Origin of the sequence: Candidatus Binatus sp. (assembly GCF_036567905.1) — a bacterium.
In the GTDB taxonomy this organism is placed as follows: Bacteria; Desulfobacterota; Binatia; order Binatales; family Binataceae; genus Binatus.
The window spans coordinates 21,726-42,537 of record NZ_DATCTO010000077.1; the positions used below are offsets into that span (position 1 = coordinate 21,726).

Here is a 20,812-nt window from a genome sequence, read left to right on the forward strand (position 1 = left end):
GCCGCTATTATGTCACGAAACGCCGCGCGCATTAATGGGGCCTGCCATCGGTCGGTAGCCGCCGCGATCGAACCGGCTCAACTTCAAGCGTTGCCGCGCGCGGCCATCGCCACGCGAGGATCAATCCGATCGCCGTCAGCACGAAACAAATCTCCGCAAATAAATCGCCCACGATCGTGTACACGGTCCGCACCGGCCGCCACGACACGTCCACTATCACCGCGGCGCGCGTGAACAGCGGCGTGCGATCGGTGATTTCCCCCGACGGCTCGATGAGCGCGCTGATTCCCGTGTTCGCCACCCTTACCATCGGGACCTTGGTTTCGACCGAGCGCATCGCCGCCATTGCGAGCACCTGGTACGGCGCCGAACTCTCGCCGTACCACGCGTCGTTGGTGATGTTGACGAGCACATCGGCGCCCCGGTTCACCTCGCGCCGGGTGAAGTCGGGAAAGATACTCTCGTAACAGATCAAAATTCCCAGTCGCGCGCCTTTGAGGTTGAACAGTGTCTGCTCTTTGCCGGGAACCAAATCGCCGAAGCCCTGCACGACGCGATTGACGAAGTAGCCGAGGATCGAGCGAGCCGGAACATACTCGCCGAACGGCACCAGCTCGATCTTGTCGTAATGCGCGGCCACTTCGCCCTGGGCCGACACCAGGTACGCGCGATTGTAAAATCCCAGGCGCCCGTCCGCACGCGCCAGCGCCGGCGCCCCAAACAATATCGGCTCGCCCATATTGCGCGCGAGCGTGAGCAGCGCCGTGCGGTACGCCGCGTCGCCTGCGAGCTCGGCGGGATATTGATCGTCGGGCTGGAACAGGAACGCCGCCGCTGCCTCGGGCCAGACGACCAGGTCGGCGCCGCGCCTGGCCGCGTCCGCGGTTTCGTCCTGGTAGACTTTGTAGCTCTCGGGCAGGAACTTCGGATCCCACTTGAGCGATTGCGGGATATTTCCCTGCACCATCGCGACCTTGAAGCTCCCCGCGTGCGGTGCGTCCTTGAGATTGCCCATCCGCCACGCGCCAAATCCGACCAGCGCGATCATTATCGCGGTCAACGCGCTCAGGCTGATGGTCTGCAAGCGATAGGCGCCGCGGTGGAAAATCACGACATACACCACGGCGTTGAAAAACACGATCAGCGCCGAAACGCCGTAAACGCCGGTGAATTCGGCGAACTGGATCAATTCCAGATTGCGGTAAGCCGCGTAGCCGAGCAGATTCCACGGGAAACCGATCGGGAAGTAGGTGCGAATCCATTCGACCGCCGTCCACGCAACCGGCATCGTGAGCACGGCCGGAATTCGCGTCCGCCGCGCGACGAATTCACCCGCCCAAATGGCAGCCGCCGCGTAGATCGCGACGATGCCCGCCAGCAGCAGCATCGGAAAGATCGCGAACTCCATTCGCACGTCGGCGAAGTCGTGCAGCGGAATCGGAATCCAGTAGAGCGATACGAGGTACGCGGCGAAACCTTGCAGGTATGCCCACGCGAATACGCGCCGCATGCTTTCGCCTTCGATCACGTAAAAGAGCGGCACCAAGGCCACCCACGCCAGCAGCCCGTAATCGAACTTCGGGAATGCCAGTCCCAGCGCGAGACCGCTGGCTACGGCGAGCGCCGCGCGCGTTGCATTGTTCGACGACATCGTCAGGCAGGCGAGCCAAACATCTCGGCAATCGGAATCACGCCGGCGCAGGGCGGCCGGCCGTCGAAGCGCTCAAAAATCTCGTCCACGTCCCTCCAGGTTTCGACCAGCGCAGCCGCCAGCGGCGGCTCGAACGCGAGATCGCCGGCGGCGCGCCATTCGCGCTCGAAGCTCCAATCGACCGGCGGATCCTTGTCGATTTCAAGAGACACCACACGCCAACTCTCTTCCGGAGCGAGGATTTTTTCCGCCTCGCGCCATGGCAGGTAAATCACCGGCCGCGCACCCATCGTGAAAGCATACCGCTTGTCCACCGCGATCCCGAACGGTTCATAACGGCGACGATTGCGCCGGTCGAGGATCGTGCGCAGCTGCGCAATCGGCACGTCGAACATGCAAACCGCGGGACGCGCGCCGCGGACCATTCGGCTTCCACCGCGAATGACGCCGTCCTTGAGAATCGCCACCAGGTTGTCCAGCGCCGACGCGGCGGTCGAGGCGCGGGTGAAATGCGTCAGCATCGCGACCGCAGGAATCCTGACCGGCTCGCGTTTCATCGCGCAAATTCGCCCCCCTTTTCTTCCATCTTCGCCGCCAGCGTTCGCTCGCGCGCAAACATCCGCCGCGCGCCGGCTGCCGAGCGTTCGTGGTCGTAACCGATCAAATGCAGAAATCCGTGAATCAGAAGCCGGCGCAATCGCGACGCGGGGCTCACGCGAAGCTCGCGCGCCTGGCGGATTGCCGTATCGATCGAGATCACCACGTCTCCGACCGGAAGTCCCGGGCTGTTCTTTACGCTGCGTGGTTCCAATGGCGCGGCGCCTGCCTGTTCAATCTGCGAGAAGGAAAGAACGTCGGTGGCCGCATCGACTGCGCGGAAATCACGATTCAGCCTGCGGATCGCGCGATCGGTTGTGAGCGTAAGCGACAGCTCGCAGTCCGCAAGCCCCGCCGCGCGCATCAGCCGGTCCGCGTCGGCGCGAAGCCCGCGCGCGTAGCATCGTCCGCGCGCCGTCGCGCATCGGAACTCCACCGCCACGCGCTTCAATCCCGATGGTTACCGGCAGTTTGCGGCGCCGCCGCCGGTCCTTCAACGTTGAACGATTCGTACGCCTTGATGATCGATTGCACCAGCCGATGCCGCACCACGTCGCGGTCGTTGAACCTCACGAAGGAAATCCCCGCCGTGTTGCCGAGCACGATGCTGGCTTCCTTGAGGCCCGACAGCTTGCCGCTGGGCAAATCGATTTGCGTGACATCGCCGGTGATGACCGCCTTGGAGTTGTAGCCGAGCCGCGTCAGGAACATCTTCATTTGCTCGGAGGTCGTGTTTTGCGCCTCATCGAGAATGATGAATGAATCGTTGAGCGTGCGCCCGCGCATGAACGCCAGCGGCGCGACTTCGATCGTCCCGCGCTCGAGCATCCGCCGCGCCCGATCGAAATCCACCATGTCATGCAGCGCATCGTAGAGCGGCCGCAGGTACGGATTCACTTTCTCCGCGAGGTCGCCCGGCAGGAAGCCCAGCTTCTCGCCCGCTTCGACCGCCGGCCGGCACAGCACCATCCGCGTGACCTGGTTCTTCATCAACGCCGCCAGCGCCATCGCCATCGCAAGGTAGGTCTTGCCGGTGCCGGCGGGACCGATGCCGAAGACGATGTCGTGGCTGCGAATCGAGTCGATGTAAAGTTTCTGGTTGATGCTCTTGGGCGAGATGACGCGCTTGTTCGGGGAGATGTAAACCGTGTCGAGAAAAATATCCTTGAGCTCGGCGTTGCGGTCGCCGCGAATAATCCGAATCGCATACTCGACATCGCTCGGAAAGATCGGGTAGCCGTGCTTGAGCAGATCGTAAATCTCGCCGATCACCTTGCCCGCGAGCGCCTGCTCGGCGTGCGCGCCGGAAATTTTCAGCGAGGTTCCGGTCACGCCGATCCGGACTCCCAGCGTCGCCTCGACGGTGCGGACGTGCGCGTCGTGCTGGCCGAGCAAATCGGTGAACAGGCGGGGATCGTCGAAATGGAGTTCGAGCGAATCTTCGGTGGCTAACTGGGGAATCGCCGGGGCCTCTTGAGGTACTGATTTCGTCTCTGTCGCCCGCCGGCCATGCAGTCGTTCAAGCGCCGGCGAAGCTAATCGTAATCATTTCGCCAGTTGTATGAAAGTGCTTCCAAAGGCTACTTCAACAGCGCGGCGACTTTGGCCAGGGCCTCGTCGAGCTTCGAGGCGTCGCGGCCGCCCGCCTGCGCCAGCTCCGGCCGCCCGCCGCCGGTGCCGCCGACGATCGGCGCGATCTGCTTGATGATGTCGCCCGCTTTGATCTTCGCCGTTAGGTCAGCCGTCACCGCGACCAGGATCGCCACCTTGCCCTCGCCCAAGTCGGAGCCGAGCGCGACCACGCAAGAGCCGTGCTTCTGACGCATCCGATCCGCCATCTCGCGCATCGTGCGCGGATCGACGCCATCGAGCTTGCGCGTCACGACTTTGACGCCGCCGGCCTCGCGCACTTGTTCTTCGGCCTCCGCGCCGCCGGCGCCCGCGGCCAGCTTCTGCTCCATCGCGCGGAGCTTTTTCTCGAGCTCTTTTTCGCGCGCCAGAAGTTTTTCGAGCCGCTCGACGGCCGCGCCGTCGCGCGCGCCGAGCTGCGCGCCGATTTCCTCGAGGATCTTCTCGCGCTTGCGAATCATTTCGAGCGCGCCATTCCCCGTCACCGCCTCGATTCTCCTGACTCCCGCCGCGACGCCCGACTCGGCTTCAAGTTTGAAAACGCCGACGTCGCCGGTGCGCGAGATGTGCGTGCCGCCGCATAGCTCGACCGAAAAATCGCCCATCCTGACTACGCGGACGCGGTCGCCGTACTTGTCGCCAAAAAATGCGAGCGCGCCCGCCTTGATTGCGTCGTCGTACGCCATCTCGTCAGTCGTTACTTCGGCGTTCTCGCGGATACGCGCGTTGATCTCTTCCTCGATCGTCGCCAGCGCGTCGTCCTTGACCGGCCCGGTGTGGGCGAAGTCAAAGCGCAGCTTGTCGGGATCGACCAGCGAGCCCGCCTGATGCACGGTATTGCCCAGGATGTCGCGCAACGCGTAATGCAGGATGTGCGTGGCGGAATGATTGAGCATCGTGGCGTCGCGACGGATTCGATCGATCTTGAGCTTGACGCGTGCGCCGCGTGCGAAGTCGCCAGCCTCGCCACGCAGAATCCGCCCGACGTGAACGATGGAGCCGTCGGACTTGCGTGTGTCCGACACTTCGAGAATTGCGCCTGAGGCGGTCTCGATTACGCCGCGGTCTCCGACCTGGCCGCCGCCCTCGGGATAGAAGGGCGTCTCCGCGACGACGACCGCTACGTGCTCGCCGTCCTTGCCGTCGGCGGCGAGCACTTCGGACTCGCCGTCGTAGCGGTGATAGCCGACGAATCGCGACGCAGTGCCCGCGCCGAGACTGATCTCCGGCGCGCCCGCATCATTTTTGCGGGCGGCGCGTCCGCGCTCTTTCTGCTCGTCCATCAGGCGGTTGAAGCCCTGCATGTCGATCCCAAGCTGGTTTCGGGAAAGCTCCTCCTCGATGAAATCGACCGGGACGCCGTGAGTATCGTATAAGTCAAAGGCTTCTGACCCAGAAAGAAAACCTGGGCCCTCTTGCAAGAGGCGCAGGATCTTCGGACGGAGTAACTCTCGCCCTTCATTGATTGTCAGCAATGCCTGTTGCTCAGCTTCATCAACAACTCGACGAATTTCATCTCGTGCGGCGATTAGTTCCGGGTATCCGTCGGACATTGCGCGAACTACGGATTCGCATACGAGTCCGAGAAATGGTCCGTCTATCAGGATCATTTGACCGTGCCGAACCGCGCGCCGAATCAGTTTCTTCAGAACGTACTCCACTTTGTCGTTGCCCGGCCGTACACCATCGGAAATGAGGAAGGTGATTGACCGGGCATGATCCGCGATCGCTCGTATGTGTATATACGCGTCCGCCACGGTCGCGAATTTGATATCTGCGCCATCTGGATGCTGAGCCGCTAGCCGAGGGTCTAGTGGCTTGGATTGCGCGAGTCGTTCGATCACTTGAATTATTTGCTTGAAGAGGTCGATGTCGTAGTTGCCGAGCAGCTTGCCCTGTTCCAGCCCCTGCAACACCGCGGCGACGCGCTCCAGGCCCGTCCCCGTATCGACGTGCTTCTTCGCCAGCGGCATCAGCGCGCCCGACGCGTCGCGGTTGTATTGAATGAAGACGAGATTCGCCAGCTCGATGTATCGCTCGCATCCATCGACGTTAACGCCGCATTTCGTCCCCGGATGGGGCCGGCCGTCGCACGCCGCCGCGCCGCGATCGATGTGAATCTCCGAGCACGGGCCGCACGGCCCCGTGTCGCCCATCTGCCAGAAATTTTCCTTGTCGAAGCGCAGGACGGGGTTCAGGAGCACTCCGAGCTTCTTCCAAATCTGCTCGGCCTCGTCGTCGTCCTTATAAACGGTGGCATGGAGCAGCTTCGGATCGATTTCCCAGGTCGTGGTGATGAGCTCCCAATGCCACCGAATCGCTTCATCCTTGTAATAGTCGCCGAACGACCAGTTGCCGAGCATCTCGAAAAACGTGTGATGGTAAGTGTCGCGGCCGACCGCTTCGAGATCGTTATGCTTGCCCGAGATCCGCAGGCATTTCTGACAATTCGCGACGCGCAGGTGCTGCGGCGTGCGCACGCCCAGGAAATAATCCTTGAACTGCACCATCCCGGCGTTGGTGAATAGCAACGTGGGATCGCCCTTGGGAATCAGCGACGCCGACGGCACAACGGTATGGCCGCGCTCGGCGAAGAAATCGAGAAACGATTGGCGAATTTTCGCGGTAGTCCAGCGCATGAACTTTTAATTGTAGCCGGGGAAGGGTAAATCACTCAATTGATTGAATGTGAAAGCAGGGGTGACCCCTGGCCGTTGGCACGGCTGGCCAGTATTAAATCGCTGCGCTGCCGTCGCCACGGCCAGGGGCTGCGGCCCCTGCACCCGCAGTGAGAAGACGTAAGAATCTGCGCAGCGCATCTTTTCGCGACTACGCGATGGAACAGACCGCTGCGCGCGGGGCGGTCGCTGCGGCGACGACGCAGTGTGAATCGCGAAATCCCGTGGACGGTCTTTCGCTCTCAATCGCTGACGGAGAAAAAGATGCATTGCGCAGATTTTTCGATTGCCGTTTGCGACGGCAGCGCAGCGATTTAATACTGGCCCGTCGTGCCAACGACCAGGGTTTGGGGTGCGGCGAGCGGTTGGCCTGGCGCGAAAGGTCGGCCAAACTGGAGCCATGGACATCAGCATCGACGCGACCGCCCGCAGCGGAGAGCATTTCTCCTTCACCAATTTTTTTCTTTCCCACAAAGGCGATCTGACGCTGGCCTTTTCGGCGTTCGTTTACCTCGTGAGCCTGTCAGCGCTGATGCTCACGCATTGGAGAACCTCGTCGGAGATTGCGGTCTCGATGGCGGAGGCGGCGCTGATCGGCGGCCTGTGCGACTATATCGCGCTCAAGATGATCTTCGAGCGGCGGTGGTACCTGCCCAACTCCGGCGTGCTGCCGCGCAATCGCGCGAAGTTGATCGACGGAATCGCCGCCACTATCGAGAACGAATGGCTCACGCCGCAGATGATCGGGCGCAAGCTGAGCGATATGGACCTCGTCGGCCGGCTCGGCTCGTATCTCCAGGAGCTCAAGCTGCACGACGTGCTGGGACAGGCCGGCCTGGAGCGGATACTGAGCCGGGCGATCGAATACCTCGAATCGCCGGAGAAACGCGATCGGCTTGAAGCCGTCCTCAAGCGGATGCTGCCGAAAACGGTGACGCGAATCTACGCGGTGATGAATCGGCTCGGCGCGGATTCGATTGGTGCGCGGATCGCGGCGAATTTGCGCAAACGGCTGCCCGAGCTGCAAAACGATCCCGAGCTTCGCGACACGCTCGAAAGCGCAATTCACGAGTTTGGGATTCAGCTTCATGATCCCGAGAGCTACGCGAATCAATTTGCACAGCGATTGATCGACAACCTGGTGCGCAGGACGGTCGAATCAAGCCGCGGTCAGATAACGCAGATGGTCCGCGAGAATCTGGCACGGCTCTCTGACGACCAGATCAGGATTCAGATTGAATCGAAGACGCGCACGCATCTGGACTGGATTCGCGTCAACGGCGGCCTGTTCGGCGCCTTCTTCGGGCTGCTGTTCGCGCTATCGCGAATCCTTTCGCACAACGGCCCCGCAATTCTCGCCCACTTCCACCTGGCGATGTGAGGCAGGGGGCAGGGGTGACCCCTGGCCGTGGCGACGGCAGCGCAGTATTAAGACCCGTTGGCAGGGGCCGCGCCCGCCAACGGCGGGCGGCCTTAATACCGGGTGCAGGGGTCACCCCCTGCTCAGCCCTTCTTCTTGGGCGGCGGCGCGGGGGTCTCCGCCGGCTCCTCGAGCGGCGCGCTGGGCGGCAGCGCGACCGGCCTGGCCGCCAGCTTTTCGCGCACCTTGGCTTCGATCTCGTCGGCCAGCTTCGGATTCGCCTTGAGCAAATCGCGCGCGTTCTCGCGTCCCTGCCCGATCCGCTCGCCATTGTAGGAGTACCAGGCGCCGAGCTTCTCGATGATATTGTGCTCGCTGGCCATATCGACCAGCTCGCCTTCCTTCGAAATCCCGGTGCCGTACAGGATGTCGAACTCGGCCTCGCGAAACGGCGGCGCGACCTTGTTCTTCACCACTTTGACTTTGGTCCGCGAGCCGATCACTTCGGTCGCGTTCTTGATCGTGCCGATTCGCCGGATATCGATTCTCACCGACGAATAAAACTTGAGCGCGTTGCCGCCGGAGGTCGTCTCCGGATTCCCGAACATCACGCCAATCTTCATCCGGATCTGGTTGATGAAGATAACGATGGTGCGCGAGCGCGATATGATCGACGTAAGCTTGCGCAGCGCTTGCGACATCAGGCGCGCCTGCAGCCCCATCTGCGGCTCGCCCATCTCGCCTTCGATTTCCGCGCGCGGCACCAGCGCCGCCACCGAGTCTATTACCAGCACGTCGATCGCGCCCGATTGCACCAGCGTCTCCGTGATCTCCAGCGCCTGCTCGCCGTTGTCGGGCTGCGAGATGAGCAGGTCCTCGACCTTGACCCCGAGCTTGCGCGCGTAGGCCGCGTCGAGCGCGTGTTCCGCGTCGATAAACGCGCAGGTGCCGCCGGTCTTCTGCGCTTCCGCGATACATTCCAGCGCCAGCGTCGTCTTGCCCGACGATTCCGGGCCGTAGATTTCGACCACGCGCCCGCGCGGCAATCCACCCACGCCCAGTGCGAGGTCGAGTCCGAGCGAGCCGGTCGATACGACCGCGATATCGGCCGAAATCGCCTGCTCGCCGAGCTTCATGATCGAGCCCTTGCCGAACTGTTTCTCGATTTGGCTCAACGCCAGGTCGAGCGCTTTACTTTTGATCTCTATCGCCATCGAATGTGTCCATGCGGGATATGTTTATCGTGATGCGAATCTTGCCACAAACTCGCGTCGATAGCTCTATCCGCGCCGGCGCTCGCGTCCACAGGGGTGTTGAGCAGACGGCGCCGGTGTTGCCAAAAGACCAAAGGGCGGCACTGCGACCCGCTAACGCGACTGGAACAGAAACGTCGCGAGCGCTTCGTAGCTGGATCCGTCGGGCCCCAGATGGCTGCGGTAGAGCGTGATCGATTCGATCCTCGAGACGCCGAACTCGCGCTCCCGCGCCGCGTGTAGCGCCTGGCGAATTTTGCCCGCAAGCGGCTGATCGCCAACCCGCCCGATCGTCAGATGCCCGCTCCAGCGCCGCTTCTCGCGCTCGAATCCATACTCAGCCGCGACCGTCTCCACCCGCGCGGCCAGCGCGCCAAGCACCCCCGATTCCACACTATGCAATCCCACCCAAATCGTGCGCGGATGGTCGAGGTCGGGGAACGCGCCGACGCCGGACGCGGCGACCTCGAATGGCGCCGTCCTGGTCGCGAGCTGATGAAGCCCGGCGGTGAGCCGCTGCAATCGATGCGAATCCACTGCCGGTCCCAGAAACTTGAGCGTGATATGCAGATTTGCCCGCGGCACCCATCGGACACCGTCGCGCGGACGCTTCAGCTCGTCGATCGTCTCCGCCACCGAGTGCTCGACCTGCTCGTTCATCCGGACTGCGACGAACGCGCGCACTCCCCCGGCTTCGTGCTGCCCGAGGTCGTCGCGCAGATGCGCTGGTACCTGATCTTCCGCCCAATGCGTCATTCGATCCTGATTGAAATTAAGTTGAGCTGCCCGATACTTCGTTTAAGTCCCCGCCGGCTCCCACCGCCAGCTCATGCTCGACCAGAGGCAGCCGATCGTTGCCGAAGAACATCGATCCCTCGACGAACATCGTTGGCGATCCAAAACCGCCGCGCGCGATCAGCTCCTCGACGTTCTCGCGCAGCCTGGCCTTGTACTCATCGGAGGCGATCTTGGTGAAAAATTCTTTTTCGTCGAGGCCCGTTGCGCGCACGATTTCGCGCAGTACGCCGTCCTTGCTGATGTCCTTGTCTTCCCCCCAATAGCTCTCGAACACGTGCCGGGAGTAATGCGCAATTACCCGATGCTCGTTGGCGACGAACGCACCACGCATCGCCTTGACTGAATTGACCGGGAACACCGTAGGGTTGCCGATCTTGAGGCCGTAGAATCGCGCCCAGTCGGCCAGATCCTTGACGTAGTACCGGGCCTTGGCCGGAACCGGCCTGGCGCGACTTTCGTACACCGAAGGATTGACCGTGTTGAACAGGCCGCCCACCAGGATCGGCCGCCAGATCAGTTCCGCATCGTGGCGCCGCGCGACGTCCTCGATCTTGGTGAACGCCAGGTATGTCCACGGGCTCGAGCAGTCGTAGAAAAATTCGAGCTTCTTGGGCATCGTCCGATTCCCCCGGTTCGATAGTAGCTCAGTGAGCCACGCTCGAACCATCATTTTTGCGCACTCTCGACTCCGTCCTTGCCATCGATCTTGATCAAGTCCGCCCGCACGTACCCGATGAACGCCTGCGCCTCGATCCGCAGCGGCAGATGGCGCTCGTCCGCCGATATCCACAACACCGTTGCGTGCGCCTGACTGCGCAGCTCGCCGTCGCTGACGTACCAGACGTCGGGCACGATGCGCCATGCGTCGAAGTCGCCGATCGAGAGGTGAATCTTCTCGCGCTTTTCGACCTCAAATGCGAAAACATAGCGCTGGCTGCCGCTGAACACGTCGAAGGCATAGGTCTTGCCCGGCTCGAACTTCTGCGTCAGCGCCATCATCGCGCCCGAAATCGGTCCCCACGGATCTGACGCGATGAACTCCTTGCTCTGCGTTCCTTTGTGATTCTTCTTCGTCATCGTGACCATCTGCGCGGGCCGATCCATGGTCACGTCGTAGTAATTGAGCCGCGATTTTTCGTGTTGGACCAAATAAACACCGCTGGTGTGGAGCGTGTCATCGGCCATGCTCTCCCGCATGTAGTCGCGCATTTTGTAGAACACATCCACAAACGGGTTGGTCTCGATCCAGATTTCCCCAATCCATCGCGAAGGATCTTTCGGCCCTTTGTGGAACTCGAGGCGCGCCTGCGCCGCCGGAATCCCAACCCACGACGCCTGGTAGATCAACTGCTCGCCGTCGTGAAACGGTATCGGCCCCGGTTTGTACGCCGGAACCTTCGCCTTGACCTGCGGCGGCAGCGCCATCGGGGTCGGCGCCGGTGTCGGCAAATGGCGATGCATGAGTGGGTGCGCCGGCCGAGGCTGTGCCGGCGGATCCGAATACGATGGGCCGAATGCCAGTATCGGCGCCGCGATAGCGACCGCGCCGGCGGCGACTATAATGAGCATGAACGCGGCGGCGATAATGCTCGCCGGCGCATCGCCACGAACATTCCCGCGCCTCGCCCCGGCGCCGAGCTTCCTTGCAATACCTCTCATTATCACCAATAATTCTGGCCGATTGCGGAGGTGCGGGAAATGACTAGCACGCGAAATTTATTTGCGGTCTTCGCGCTTGGCGTCGCTCTTGCGGTACCACACCTCGCCTTTGCGCAGTATGGCGGCCAGGGATTGGGCAGCGCTCTCAGTTCCAGTCCAATGTCGCATCAGGGGCAAGTGAAACCCGGCGTTGACGATATGACGAATCGGGCGATGCAGGAAACGCCGTTCAAGATCATCAAAGACGTAAAGCTGGGCCTCAAGGACGCCGACCCCGTCGCGCGCGTCGCCGAACTGGAGAAACTCCGCTTTCTGCAGGATCCGGAAGTCAACCAGATCCTGATGACCTCGCTGTCCGACCCCGACGTGCGGGTCAAGATCAAGGCCGTCGATATCCTCGGCGCGCGTGAAGCCAATGAGTCCGTGCCGCCGATGTCCTCGATGCTATTCCTGCGTTCCACCGAGCCCATCGTCAAGCTGCATCTGGTGGCGGCGCTTGGCAGGATCGGCGATGCGCAAGGCGCGGTGCCCGTCATGCAGTATCTCGGCGAAGATCAGGACGAGCGCGGCCGCGGCACCGCCGTCTTCGCCCTTGGCGAGATCGGAAGCGACAAGGCCGTTGGGCTGCTGAACACGGTCGTTGCCGAGGATCAAAGCCCGATAGTCCGTCGCCTCGCGAAGGAAGCGCTGCAAAAGGTCAGCGGCGAGATGCCGACCGAGCGCGCCAAGACTGTTGCTTCCAATTCGAGCAAGCAAAACGAGCCGACCGACCAGAAACTCGCCAAACTGCGCGAGATGGACAAGAAGATGTCGGACGCGGAGCGCTGACCGCGCCCCTGCGCGCCCGCGATTGTTCCCCTTCTGAGATTACCTCGCCCGTTATCATACGTGAGAGGAGGCCGGCCGCTTGTCGGCCGCAGTGAGGGTGCCGCCCCCGCGTCGATCGCAACCCTCGCGATGGTCGAGAATGGACGCCGGGAGAGGCTTTCACCGAAGGCTCGTGGACATCGGCGGTGAGATGGTATACGGCTCCAACGCCGGCGGCTCAGTGTGCGCCCAACCGATCGATTTCCGAAAGTAGAAGGGCGCAGGAAAGGAGCAACCGGAGTCAGAAACACGGAATCAGAATGTTACCGTCGAAAGTCGTAGCGACGACGGCTATGAAGCTGGGCTCCGGGTAAAAGACGGTCAAGAAGGGCGTTTGAGAAAAAGCGAAGGCTGTGACGCGTCTCTTTGAATCTCAAGGTAAGAATGAAATGACTTGTGGATCCTAAATCGAGGCGGCCTTCCGGACCGTTCCTGGAGTTTGCGCGACAACACCCAGTTTTTCCTCAGTTCATTCTCATCGCTCGCGAAATCAAACGCATCTTCGTTTATCTCCAAGCCCAGAAACCCATACGTGAGCAAAAACTCAGCGGCGGCCGCAAACCGGTCGGACTCGAAGCCCGCCTTGGACATGAATTTCTCTAGTTCTTCTTTCTCCAGAATTTCCTTGGCTCCCGCAAACTCGTACAGTAACTTCGCCAGTTCGGGAAATTCAGCCATCGCCTCAGTTTCAATTGTGTCTAGGGCATACTGCGAATATTGTTTCTCAGCCCCAAAGACGTCTGCTTCTTCTACTCGGGCATGCCCTCGGTTTATTGCCGTTGATACGGCTGCTCTCGTCAAATACACAATGTCTCTGGGCCTCGGCAACGTCCTCGACACCAAATATTCTCTTATCGGAATACCCGTGACGCGTGGCGTGAAGAAGCGTTCCCATACCTCCTCGGCGGAACCGGCATCGGTCGAAGCAATCAACCGCTCCTCAAGAACACGCGTCAGCAGCTCAGGATCATCCCACGTAATTCGAGAAAACGACAGCTTGTCGGGTTCACGCGCGGAGCGCGTGAGGTAGTTGAAAATGTCAGTCCTCAGAAATACCCCCAAGGTCATTTTCACGGCCTTCCGACGATGACGTTCTTTAGCGAAATCGGCTTGCATTCCCTCGGCCGCGCCAAGCAATCCGAAAATCAACTCGCCAATATGATCTAAGTCGCCGCCTCGCAGCCACGCCCGGTCAAGATTGTCTATCAATACAGCCACTCGTTCACGCTCGTTCAGCGCTTCACCAAGCTGGATCCGCAGCTTCGAAATCAAGCCCGCATGCAAAACCTCTGATATGGCAATTCTTGTTGCTTCGATTCCATTTGATTGGCGCACTGGCTCTAAAGACTCGAGAACGCGCTCAAGTCTAATGGCGAAATCGCCACGCAAGGGAGAAGCTGCTGAGCTATAACTCTCCAGAAGATCTCGCTCAGCCGCGGAATACGCATGCGAAGGTCTGGCTCGAATGCTCGCGCAAGCAGCCTGCCCTATCTCACTATAAATGAGAAACTTCCAGAGACTGTCGACGAGGTAACCTTTTGCGTCTCGCTCCTGGTAGCTCCTTAGTAGCTTAGTTAGACCTGCCAAATCATAACCGACCGGTTGTATGACGACCACGAGGTTACGGGGGTCGGCCCTGAGCTGAGAAGCTGCTCGCAGAAGGTTCGCTGTTTTGCCGGTACCCTTCCGTCCCAAAAAAATGGAATGGCGTCCGTCAAGCACCTCGCGGTAGGCTGACGTTTCGACAAAGTAATCGTCAAGGTGTTCGGCCTCGTTCTCGGCAACGTATTCGCCAACCCTCAGGCTCCTAAGCTCGGTTGCAAGTTTGATGGCACCAGATCTTTCGATCCGAATTGGGTGCACCAAAGAAAGATAGGAATTCCGCGTTCTAATCAGAAATACTTCCGCATAGCCTACAGCCTCACGAGCGGTAGAGTAGTTTATGAGCTGATCTTTATAGTCGAATGGTGCCGTATAGTCGTGCTCCGCAAGAATCAGATTCGGTTTCCCAAATCCTGACGCCATTCCACATACGAAGGCCCCTCGCGCATTGTGTATCCGGCCGTCTTCGCGGTCTTCGCTGCACAGGTGAGCGAGAATGCCTACGGACGAATAGATGCTCTGTCCGTACCACGCCAATGGTTGGACGCGGGTTTCGTTCGGATCGTCTATCGTGCATGGCAGACCTTCGCGCGCGTGGCGAGCGACAGCCTCGCTGATCTTTCTATCCGCGTCGGTCTGGTACCGACTTCGCAAATATAGGACTCCATTGGAATCAGGGTTTCCGAGAATCGGTTCGATCTCAGTGCCGAAGATGGTCCTTCCTAAATCTCCGGCCGCAAAATCCTTATAGAAACCGTTAACAATATCCTGTGAATTGAGGTAGGCGCAGTAACCGACGCCGGTTAGAAGTCTGAACTTCTCGTAATCTCGTTGGTAAGTGAGGCGGGAGTCATCAAATATCAGCCAGACCGGCTTCTTCGACGCGATTGCATAACCCAACTCAAACATCACGTTTGGATTGATCCCTGTGACATCAGCTACAAATAAGTCGGATCCGTCAATGAGGCGACAGAGCTCGGTTATTACCACCTTGCCACCGACGCGAGCATTCTCCCAGAGGGTCACCTCGTACGCCGGACCGTTCAGCCGCTCAAGGGCCGTACGGATCGTTTCCCCGAGGGCGGGCGGGCGAGATGGATATGCAGCGAAGACTTTGGTGGGCTTATCCGGCATAGACTTCTGGTTAAGGTTGGCAACTAGCAGTTTGCCTTGTCAAGTTGAAGTGTCCGCTTTGCTCCACACATGGATGCGATTTTCGGCGCAGTGCGGGCGTCGTTTCCGGGTCCTTGGCGGACGCCAGTGGGCTCGGAATAGGATGAAAGGCGGCCTTTCCGAAGCTCGGCCGCGAGATCTCGCGCGCCTATTTCCGGGCGATCCACTCGCCGGCCATCACGCCGTCGCCGCACCACTTGCCGTCGGCGACCACCGCGCTTGCGTTGACCATCACGTGCTCGATTCCAACCGGCGCCACCGTCGGCGTTTTGGCATCCGCGGCGCATCCGATCGTTTCCGGATTGAATATCACCAGGTCCGCCGCGTATCCCGGACGCACCAGGCCGCGAGCGCCCAGCCGCATCCGCTGGGCCGCCATCCCGGTGGCCTTGTGAACCGCGTCTTCGAGCGTCAGCAGTTTCAACTCGCGCACGTAATGCCCCAGGATTCGCGGGTAGGTGCCGAAGCTGGCGGGATTGTGATGCCCGTAGGAGGTGAGAATCGTGTCCATCTCGAACATGTTCAGCGGATGCTTCATCGCCTCCCGCAGCGCATGCTCGTCGCCGTAGTCGTCGCCGCTGTATAGATGGTTCAGCACCCGCGCGCGCGTTCCGCTCTCACGCGCGATAGTCAGGTACGCATCGATCGGATCGAGCTTCAACTCATCTGCGATCTGGCCGAAGAACTTGCCCTCGAGATGACTGAGTTCGGGCTTGACCGCCCACATGAGCTGAACCGCGTCGGCGATGAACGGCGCGAGCGGCCGGAATCCGGCGCGCAATTTCGCCCACCCGTCCTTTGAATCGAGCAAAGCTTCGAGTCCGGTTTGCGCCCACGCCGGAAAAATAACCCGAATCGTCGTGTTGCCGCAGGTGTAAGGGAAAGTGTCGAACGCGATATCGACCCCGGCGCTTTGGTGATGCTCGACTTCGGCAATCGTGTCATCGACCGTCGCCCAGGTTTGCGGGCCGACAAAAATCAGATGCGAAACTTGCAGCGGTACGCCCGCCTCGCGCGCGACATTGGCCATCTCGCGCACGGCCAGGATGTTGTGTGGAACCGCCCGGCTGTCGAAGAACAATGAGCGCTCCGTGTATGCGCGCAGATGCGAGGTCAACACGCCGCCCGCCGCCGCAGCCACCCGCGCCAGAGCTGCCAGCTCGGCCGGCTTCGCGATCATCCCCGGAAAATAGCCAAGCCCGGTCGAAAGCCCCACCGCGCCGTCGGCCATCGCGCCCTCGACCATCGCCTGCATTGCGCGCAACTGCTGCGCCGACGGCTCGCCCGCGTCCGAGCCCATCACGCTCAGGCGGATACTGCCATGGCCGGCCAGATGCGCGACGTTGAGCGCGAGCCCGCGGCGCTTGAGATACGCGGCGAAGCCCGCCACGTCGTCCCATTCCCAATCGAACTTCCGCTCGGAGCATAGGCGGCCCGACTCGTCGAGCATCCGCTGCCGCTCGCGCATCACCGGCGCCACCGAGAAGCCGCAATTGCCGCCGACAAACGTGGTCACGCCTTGCAGCAGAAATGGCTTCAGGATTTTCCCGTGATCGGCAACCGGCAGAACCCAGTCGGAGTGCGAATGCATATCGATGAAGCCCGGCGCGATCGCCAGCCCGGTCGCATCGATTTCGCGCGCTGCCGATGCGCTGGCGGCGTCGCCCGGATCGATCAGCGCGGCTATTTTGCGATCTTTGATTGCCACGTCGGCGCGGTAGCGCGGCGCGCCGCTACCATCGACCACGACGCCGTTGCGGACGACTACGTCATATTCCATGAACGCGATTATTCGCGAATCGTGGCGTCCAGCGCAAACCCCATCACCTCGAGGCGCGGCCCCACGCCTCGATCAGCCGCTCGAACGCCTTGCGCAACTCGGGATCTTTCAACTCCGGCAGCTCGATCGATTTCCGTGTCGCGCGCGGCACCGTGCGCAGTTTCGGCCGCTCGCGCCGGCTTAGCCGTCCCTGCACAAATCGCAGCTCACGCACGACGTCGTCGCCCAACCGCTCCGTCACGCGCGCGAGAATTTGCGACTTCATCAGGTTCAGTTCTTGTATCCACATCGCACCCGACACTTTCACGACCGCGGTGTGGAATTTCAGCGAGACGATTTCCGTGCGCCGCGCGATCGTCTCGCCGGCGATCTCCGGCCATGCTTTCGCCAGGCGCACGATCGCGAAATGACCTTCGCGGTCGATGCGATCGAGTAGCGGCTGCATCGCGGCGCCGATCTGTTCCGGAGCCCTGTGGCGTCGAGTCGGCATGAGCGCTCCACGATAGCGCCCCACGCATCGCACGCATACCAAGTTGCTTGCTCGGCGACTTCCGGCGCGCACCTGAGTCGCCGGATTCGAGCGTAATATCCATTAGCAGGACTGATTCAAGACCATCGGTCAGCCATAAATTTCAAACACAAGCGAAGATTTACCAAAAGTTATCAACAACCTAATATATGGTTTATGAACAGATTGTCCTACACTACCTGTAGGGGTTTGGGGCTTGACAGATCGCATGGGCTGCGCGCATATTGTCGCCCACGACTCGCTTGGCGACTCTAGATTGAATGCGGGCGTAACGCGCATGTAACTGAGGCGGGGAGGATGCGGTGATGGGCGGGGGAGCGATAGATTTGGAAATGGGTCCGAAGTCAAAAATAACCGACCGCGCACCAGCCCCCAACGCTGCGCCCGCCGACTCTGCCGCGCCCGGTCGCGGTATCGTGCTCGAACGTTTCTTCACCACCGCCGGCGTGGATCCCTATTCCGAGGTCGAATGGGATCTGCGCAGCGCCGTCATCTCGGGCGAAGACGGCCGCGTAGTCTTCGAGCAGAAGGACGTCGAGGTGCCGCGCGGATGGTCGCAGACGGCGACCAACGTCGTGGTCTCGAAATATTTCCGCGGCCCGCTCGGAACGCCCCGGCGCGAGACCAGCGTCCGCCAGCTCATCTCTCGCGTCGTCGATACCATCACCGGATGGGGCGAGAAGCAGGGCTACTTCGCCGGCGCTGAGGCGCGCGAAACCTTCCACGCCGAGCTCAAGTACCTGCTCCTCAATCAAAAGGCCTCGTTCAACAGCCCGGTCTATTTCAACGTCGGCATCGAGGCCAGGCCGCAGTGCTCCGCATGCTTCATCCTCAAGGTCGATGACAGCATGGACTCGATCCTGAGCTGGTACCGCAATGAAGGTATGATCTTCAAAGGCGGCTCCGGCGCGGGCGTGAACCTGTCCGCACTGCGCTCTTGCCGCGAGAAACTGTCGTCGGGCGGGACCGCGTCGGGACCGTTGTCGTTCATGAAAGCCGCCGACGCGAGTGCCGGCGTCATCAAGTCGGGCGGCAAAACGCGGCGCGCGGCCAAGATGGTGGTGCTCAACGCCGACCATCCCGACATCGTCGATTTCATCAAGTGCAAGGTCGAAGAGGAAAAGAAGGCTTGGGCGCTGATCGAAGCCGGCTACGACTCCTCGCTCGACGGCCCGGCTTACGGCTCGGTGTTCTTCCAGAACGCGAACAATTCCGTGCGCGCCACCGACGGGTTCATGCAGGCGGTCCTCGATGACGGCGAATGGCAGACCCACTTCGTTAAGTCCAGCGAAGTCGCCGAGACCCGTCCCGCGCGCAAGGTGCTCCACATGATCGCCGAGGCCGCGCACGCATGCGGCGACCCCGGGATGCAGTTCGACACGACGATCAACCTGTGGCACACCTGCCCGGCCAGCGGACGAATTAACGCGTCGAATCCGTGCAGCGAATACATGCATCTGGACAATTCGGCCTGCAATCTCGCTTCGCTCAACCTGATGAAGTTCATCGACGATCGCGGCGAGTTCGACGTGCGCGCATTCCGCCACGCGGTGGACGTGATGATCACGGCGCAGGATATTGTCGTCGATAATTCCTCGTATCCGACCGACGAGATCGCCCGCAACGCCGGCGCGTACCGCGAACTCGGGCTTGGCTACGCAAACCTGGGCGCGCTGCTGATGGCGCTCGGGATGCCCTATGACTCCGACCAGGGGCGCAGCTACGCCGCCGCGATTACCGCGCTGATGACGGGCGAGGCCTATCTCCAGTCGGCGCGAATCGCCGGACAAATGGGTCCGTTCGCCGGCTACGCGCCCAATCGCGAGCCGATGCTGAAAGTGATCGAGCGCCACAAAGCCGCCGCCTACAAGCTCGACTCCTCCTACGTTCCGCTCGACCTGCTTCGCGCCGCGCGCGAGTCATGGGACGACGCGCTCAAGCTCGGCACCTCCTCCGGCTACCGCAATTCGCAGGCCACGGTGATCGCGCCGACCGGGACCATCGCATTCATGATGGATTGCGACACCACCGGCATCGAGCCTGACATCGCGCTCATCAAGTACAAAAAGCTGGTGGGCGGCGGGATGCTGAAAATCGTCAACAACACGGTGCCGCGGGCGCTCAAGCGCCTGGGCTACGACTCGAAGGAAGTCCAGGAAATCGTCGAGTACCTCGACGAGAACGAGACCATAGAAGGCGCGCCGCAGCTCGCCGACGCGCATCTCGCCGTCTTCGATTGCGCCTTCAAGCCGCGCGCGGGCGCGCGCACGATTCACTACAACGGGCACCTCAAGATGATGGGCGCGGTGCAGCCGTTCATCTCCGGCGCGATTTCCAAGACCATCAACATGCCCGCCGAAGCGACCGTGGACGAAGTCGCCGAGGCTTACGTCACCGCGTGGAAGCTTGGGCTCAAGTCGGTCGCGATTTACCGCGACGGATCCAAGCGCGTACAGCCGCTCAACACGGGCAGGAAAGAAATAGAGAAAGCGGTGGACGCGGTCGCGTCGATCGCGCCGGCCGACGATCGCATGCAGCGGCGCAAGCTGCCCGACGAGCGCAAATCGATCACCCACAAATTCGATATCGCCGGCCACGAAGGTTACATCACCGTCGGCATGTACGAGGACGGCGCCCCGGGCGAAATCTTCGTCACGATGTCCAAGCAGGGTTCGACGATCTCGGGCCTGATGGACTCCTTCGCGACCGCGATTTCCTTCGCGCTCCAGTACGGCGTTCCGCTGCAGTTCCTGGTGGACAAATTCTCGCACATGCGCTTCGAGCCGTCGGGCTTCACCAAGAATCCGCAGATTCCGTACGCCAAGTCGATCGTCGATTACCTGTTCCGATGGATGGCGTCGAAGTTTCTTGACGAGGAAGCAAAGCGCGAGGTCGGAATTATCGAGTCGGAGAAAACGCTGTCGGCAAAATCCGAAGCAGCGCACGCGCCGGTGGCGACCGTAGCGATGGCTCCAGTAGCCAGCCTGCGCGAAGGCAAGGACGGCGGCATTCGCCAGGCCTTCATCAATCAGGCCGACGCGCCGCCGTGCCCCGACTGCGGCAGCATCATGGTGCGCAACGGCGCCTGCTACAAGTGCATGAACTGCGGCACCACCAGCGGGTGCTCATAAGGAAGGAGTGTCAAGGGTCCCGGAGAATTAGGCGGAGGAGGCCTTCGAGAGACTGGCAATGAGAATGAGGTGGATGCGGACGGGCAGGTAGGTACAAGAGGCGGC

General features: G+C 61.2%; 15 protein-coding genes. 3 read left to right on the top strand and 12 right to left on the bottom strand.

Going from position 1 to position 20,812, the window contains the following annotated elements; genetic code table 11:
- Window positions 1-31: 31 nt before the first annotated feature.
- The 5 genes from lnt to alaS all read right to left on the bottom strand — a co-directional run bounded on the left by lnt (window position 32) and on the right by alaS (window position 6,516).
- A complete protein-coding gene (gene lnt / locus VIO10_RS12250) occupies window positions 32-1,651 on the bottom strand; it encodes an apolipoprotein N-acyltransferase (protein ID WP_331964445.1) in 1,620 nt (539 codons plus the stop codon).
- 2 nt (window positions 1,652-1,653) lie between these two features.
- Entirely contained in the window at window positions 1,654-2,208 is a 555-nt protein-coding gene (locus VIO10_RS12255) for a hypothetical protein (protein WP_331964448.1), read from the bottom strand.
- Window positions 2,205-2,690 carry an rRNA maturation RNase YbeY gene (gene ybeY / locus VIO10_RS12260; RefSeq protein WP_331964451.1) on the bottom strand — a complete coding sequence of 162 codons (486 nt, stop codon included), beginning with the start codon at window positions 2,688-2,690 and terminating at the stop codon, window positions 2,205-2,207. Before ybeY ends, VIO10_RS12255 begins: the two co-directional genes overlap by 4 nt.
- Before the next feature lie 5 nt (window positions 2,691-2,695).
- The gene (locus VIO10_RS12265) at window positions 2,696-3,643 is read right to left on the bottom strand and encodes a PhoH family protein (protein ID WP_331964454.1); all 948 of its coding nucleotides are present in this window, start codon (window positions 3,641-3,643) and stop codon (window positions 2,696-2,698) included.
- Window positions 3,644-3,828: 185 nt separating this feature from the next.
- Complete coding sequence (alaS, locus tag VIO10_RS12270) at window positions 3,829-6,516, bottom strand: alanine--tRNA ligase (RefSeq protein ID WP_331964457.1); 2,688 nt, start codon at window positions 6,514-6,516, stop codon at window positions 3,829-3,831.
- A 391-nt stretch (window positions 6,517-6,907) separates the two neighbouring features.
- Between alaS and VIO10_RS12275 the strand changes: the two genes are divergently transcribed.
- Window positions 6,908-7,936 (top strand): DUF445 family protein, encoded by a 1,029-nt coding sequence (locus VIO10_RS12275; protein ID WP_331964460.1) that lies wholly within the window; start codon window positions 6,908-6,910, stop codon window positions 7,934-7,936.
- 122 nt (window positions 7,937-8,058) lie between these two features.
- Here VIO10_RS12275 and recA read toward each other — a convergent pair whose 3' ends face one another.
- From recA to VIO10_RS12295, 4 genes are all read right to left on the bottom strand, one after another.
- Complete coding sequence (gene recA / locus VIO10_RS12280) at window positions 8,059-9,129, bottom strand: recombinase RecA (RefSeq protein WP_331964463.1); 1,071 nt, start codon at window positions 9,127-9,129, stop codon at window positions 8,059-8,061.
- 153 nt (window positions 9,130-9,282) lie between these two features.
- Entirely contained in the window at window positions 9,283-9,924 is a 642-nt protein-coding gene (gene thpR, locus VIO10_RS12285) for an RNA 2',3'-cyclic phosphodiesterase (protein ID WP_331964466.1), read from the bottom strand.
- A gap of 16 nt (window positions 9,925-9,940) precedes the next feature.
- Complete coding sequence (locus VIO10_RS12290) at window positions 9,941-10,582, bottom strand: 2-hydroxychromene-2-carboxylate isomerase (RefSeq protein ID WP_331964468.1); 642 nt, start codon at window positions 10,580-10,582, stop codon at window positions 9,941-9,943.
- A 50-nt stretch (window positions 10,583-10,632) separates the two neighbouring features.
- Window positions 10,633-11,625: a DUF3108 domain-containing protein gene (locus VIO10_RS12295; RefSeq protein WP_331964471.1), complete on the bottom strand. Its 993-nt coding sequence runs from the start codon at window positions 11,623-11,625 to the stop codon at window positions 10,633-10,635.
- A gap of 39 nt (window positions 11,626-11,664) precedes the next feature.
- Between VIO10_RS12295 and VIO10_RS12300 the strand changes: the two genes are divergently transcribed.
- The gene (locus VIO10_RS12300) at window positions 11,665-12,453 is read left to right on the top strand and encodes a HEAT repeat domain-containing protein (RefSeq protein ID WP_331964474.1); all 789 of its coding nucleotides are present in this window, start codon (window positions 11,665-11,667) and stop codon (window positions 12,451-12,453) included.
- Window positions 12,454-12,813: 360 nt separating this feature from the next.
- Here the strand turns inward: VIO10_RS12300 and VIO10_RS12305 are convergent, their stop codons facing one another.
- The 3 genes from VIO10_RS12305 to VIO10_RS12315 form a co-directional block, all read right to left on the bottom strand.
- On the bottom strand, window positions 12,814-15,228 hold the full coding sequence (locus tag VIO10_RS12305) for a P-loop ATPase, Sll1717 family (protein ID WP_331964477.1): 2,415 nt from the start codon (window positions 15,226-15,228) through the stop codon (window positions 12,814-12,816).
- Window positions 15,229-15,415: 187 nt separating this feature from the next.
- Window positions 15,416-17,047: an N-acyl-D-amino-acid deacylase family protein gene (locus VIO10_RS12310; RefSeq protein WP_331964480.1), complete on the bottom strand. Its 1,632-nt coding sequence runs from the start codon at window positions 17,045-17,047 to the stop codon at window positions 15,416-15,418.
- Window positions 17,048-17,090: 43 nt separating this feature from the next.
- On the bottom strand, window positions 17,091-17,537 hold the full coding sequence (locus VIO10_RS12315; RefSeq protein ID WP_331964483.1) for a DUF721 domain-containing protein: 447 nt from the start codon (window positions 17,535-17,537) through the stop codon (window positions 17,091-17,093).
- Between the two features lie 344 nt (window positions 17,538-17,881).
- On the opposite strand from VIO10_RS12315, the gene VIO10_RS12320 reads away from it, so the two are divergent.
- Window positions 17,882-20,707, top strand: coding sequence for a vitamin B12-dependent ribonucleotide reductase (locus VIO10_RS12320; RefSeq protein ID WP_331964485.1), 2,826 nt, complete (start codon window positions 17,882-17,884; stop codon window positions 20,705-20,707).
- Window positions 20,708-20,812 lie beyond the last annotated feature (105 nt).